This is a genomic window from Kitasatospora sp. NPDC057518 (genome assembly GCF_042802075.1).
Lineage (GTDB): Bacteria > Actinomycetota > Actinomycetes > Streptomycetales > Streptomycetaceae > Kitasatospora.
Genome location: NZ_JBHVEU010000677.1, coordinates 1 through 3,064, shown reverse-complemented (window position 1 = coordinate 3,064; position 3,064 = coordinate 1). Strand labels below are relative to the sequence as shown.

Here is a 3,064-nt window from a genome sequence, read left to right as displayed (position 1 = left end):
GCCCGCCCCTCCCGACGTCCTCCCGCCGCCCGCGGTCCCCGCGCGCCCCGCCCGACCGCCCGCTGCCGCGCCACGCCGGGCCCGTCCCACCCCTGGTCGACGCCCCGTCAGCCCCGCAGCCCAGCCCTGGTGGCGGGCCCACCGGGCCGCCCGTAGCGTCGACACGGCCGCATCCACCGGCCGTCACCGCCCGCGCACAGCGCGTCAGCCCCACCGCTGGACCGAGCGGAAGACCACCGCACCCGTACGAGCGCCGCGCGCGCCGAAAGGAAACAGGTCACCACTCATGCCCACGCGACGGGTCCACCACCTCGCCGCGGCCACCGCCGCCGCCACCGCCCTGACCACCGTCCTCACCTCGCTGGCCGCCGCTCCCGCGGCCCACGCCGCCCCCCGCTTCCCGCTGCACTTCGTCCAGCCCGGCGAATCGATTCAGCAGGCCGTCGACGCCGCCCGGCCCGGTGACACCGTCCAACTGCTCCCCGGCACCTACCAGGGCAGCGTCCGCATCACCACCCCCCGCCTCACCCTGCGCGGCTTCGGCGACGAGAGCGTGATCACCCCCGGGGAGGGCGGCGAGAACGCCTGCGCCACCGCCGGGCACGGCATCTGCGTGGTCGGCACCGAGGAGGACCCGCTGTCCGACGTCAGGATCGACAGCCTCGCCGTCACCGGCTTCCGCAAGAACGGCATCGACGCCAGCGGCACCACCCGCCTGACCGTCCGCGGCACCTACGTCCACGACAACGGCCAGCAGGGCATCAGCCAGGAGATGTCCACCCGGGCCGTCATCCGCGGCAACCGCTCGGCCGACAACGGCCAGTCCGGCGTCTTCCTCGCCAACTACGCCTACCGCGAGGGCGGCTCGCCCGACACCGGCGGCACCGTGGTCGAGGGCAACGAACTGACCGGCAACCGGGTCGGCGTCACCGTCCGCCGGCTGCGCGGGCTGGCCGTCCAGTCCAACGGGATCAGCGGCAACTGCGCCGGCGTCTTCGTGGTCGGCGACGAGGGCGTGCCCCGCGCCGGGGACCTCGACGTCCGGGACAACTCCGTCATCGGCAACAACAAGTTCTGCCCGGCCAACCCGCGCCTGGGCGCCATCCAGGGAGCCGGCATCGTCCTCACCGGCACCGAGGACACCCGGGTGACCGGCAACGAGGTGCGCGACAACACCGGCACCTCGGACTTCTCCGGCGGCATCGTCCTGTTCAAGAGCGTCGTCGGCGTCGCCAACGCCCGCGCCGTGATCGCCGACAACGAGCTGAGCGGCAACGGTCCGGCCGACCTCGCCGACCGCGACTCCGGCACCGACAACACCTTCGCCCGCAACACCTGCGGGCGCTCCGAGCCGGCCGGCCGCTGCTGAGCCCCGGTACCCCCTCGCCGCCCGCCGCCGCACCAGGAACTCCCTAGGACCCGAGGAAACCCAGCCATGACCACCGCACCCGTCCATACCAGCCCCCAGGCCGCGATGCGCCTGCGCGAGCTCGTCTTCGGCGCCGCCTGCGCCGCCGCCGTCCGCGCCGCCGCCCGGCTCGGCGTCGCCGACGTGCTCGGCGACACCCCGGCCACCGTGACCGACCTCGCCGTCGCCCTCGACACCGAGCCCCGCCAACTGCGCCGCCTGCTGCGCGCGCTCGCCTGCTACGGGCTCTTCGCGCAGAGCGGCGACGACCGCTTCGAGCACACCGAGATGTCCCGGCTGCTGCGCGAGGACGCCCCCAACTCGCTGCGCTACATCTCCCTCTGGTGCACCGAGCCGTGGACCTGGGAGGCCTGGCCGAAGCTGGACGAGGCGGTCCGCTCCGGCCGCAACGTCTTCCCCGACCTGTTCGGCAAGGAGTTCTTCGACTACCTGCACAGCGACGCGGGCGACTCGGCGAAGGTCTTCGACAAGGCGATGACCACCTCCAGCCGGCAGTCCGCCGAGGACTTCGCCGACTACCTGGACCTCACCGGCATCGACTCGGTGGCGGACATCGGCGGCGGCCAGGGCCACGTGCTGGCCAGCCTGCTGGAGAAGCACCCGGCGCTGCACGGCACCCTGCTCGACCTGCCCAAGGTGGTGGCCGGCGCCGACCCCCGGCTCCAGGACGGCGGCGCCTTCTCCGCCCGGGCCCGCCTCGTCCCGGGCGACTGCCGGACGGAGATCCCGGTCCGCGCCGACCTCTACATCATCAAGAACATCCTGGAGTGGGACGACGACAGCACCCGCCGCACCCTCGCCAACGTGGTGAAGGCGGCCGGCTCCGGCGCCCGCGTGGTGGTGGTGGAGAACCTGGTCGACAACAGCCCCTCGATGCGCTTCACCACCGCGATGGACCTGATGCTGATGCTCAACGTGGGCGGTGCCAAGCACTCCGAGGAGAGCATGGTCGGGCTGATGGCGGAGGCCGGACTGGTGGTCACCGCGGTCAACCCGGTCAACCCGTACCTGCACGCCTTCGAGGCCGTCGTGAGCGGCTGAGCCGACCCCTGCACGCCCCCGCACACCTCCGTACGACGAGAACGGACCGTACGACCAGAACGACCGCCGGCCCCCGGACATCGGGGGCCAGCGGTCGTCGTGCGCGGGCCGGGTCAGGCCGGGTGCGAGGACTCCAGATGGGCGAAGACCACCACGTTGTCCAGGTAGTCCCGCCGCTTCTTGTCGTACGCGCCGCCGCAGGTGATCAGCCGGAGCTGGGCGTCGGGGGTCCTGCCGTAGACCCTGGCGTCGGGGAAGGCGTTCTTGGCGAAGGTCTCCACCGAGTCCACCGAGAACACCGCGACCGTCCCGTCCGCGCGGCTCACCTCGACCTTGTTGCCAGGCAGCAGGAAGCTCAGCAGCAGGAACACCGCCGGGCCCTTGGTGGTGTCCACGTGCCCGGCCAGCACCGCGCTGCCGCGCTCGCCCGGGGTGACGCCGTCCCGGTACCAGCCGACCAGGTTCTTGTCGTCCGGCGGCGGCGCGTCGAGCTGGCCCGCGGGGTTGAGGGCCAGCTCGGTGAACGGCGCGTCGACGGCGATCTGCGGGATCCGCAGCCGGGTCGGCTTGGCGCGTTGGAGCGCGGGCGTCCCC

General features: G+C 73.3%; 3 protein-coding genes. 2 read left to right on the top strand and 1 reads right to left on the bottom strand.

What is annotated here, in order from left to right; genetic code table 11:
* Positions 1-286: 286 nt before the first annotated feature.
* Positions 287-1,369: a nitrous oxide reductase family maturation protein NosD gene (locus ACFU7Z_RS38200; protein ID WP_380782718.1), complete on the top strand. Its 1,083-nt coding sequence runs from the start codon at positions 287-289 to the stop codon at positions 1,367-1,369.
* A gap of 66 nt (positions 1,370-1,435) precedes the next feature.
* The gene (locus ACFU7Z_RS38195) at positions 1,436-2,470 is read left to right on the top strand and encodes a methyltransferase (RefSeq protein ID WP_074004527.1); all 1,035 of its coding nucleotides are present in this window, start codon (positions 1,436-1,438) and stop codon (positions 2,468-2,470) included.
* 113 nt (positions 2,471-2,583) lie between these two features.
* Here the strand turns inward: ACFU7Z_RS38195 and ACFU7Z_RS38190 are convergent.
* The coding region (locus ACFU7Z_RS38190) for a class F sortase (protein ID WP_380782716.1) at positions 2,584-3,064 on the bottom strand (481 nt) is incomplete at its 5' end.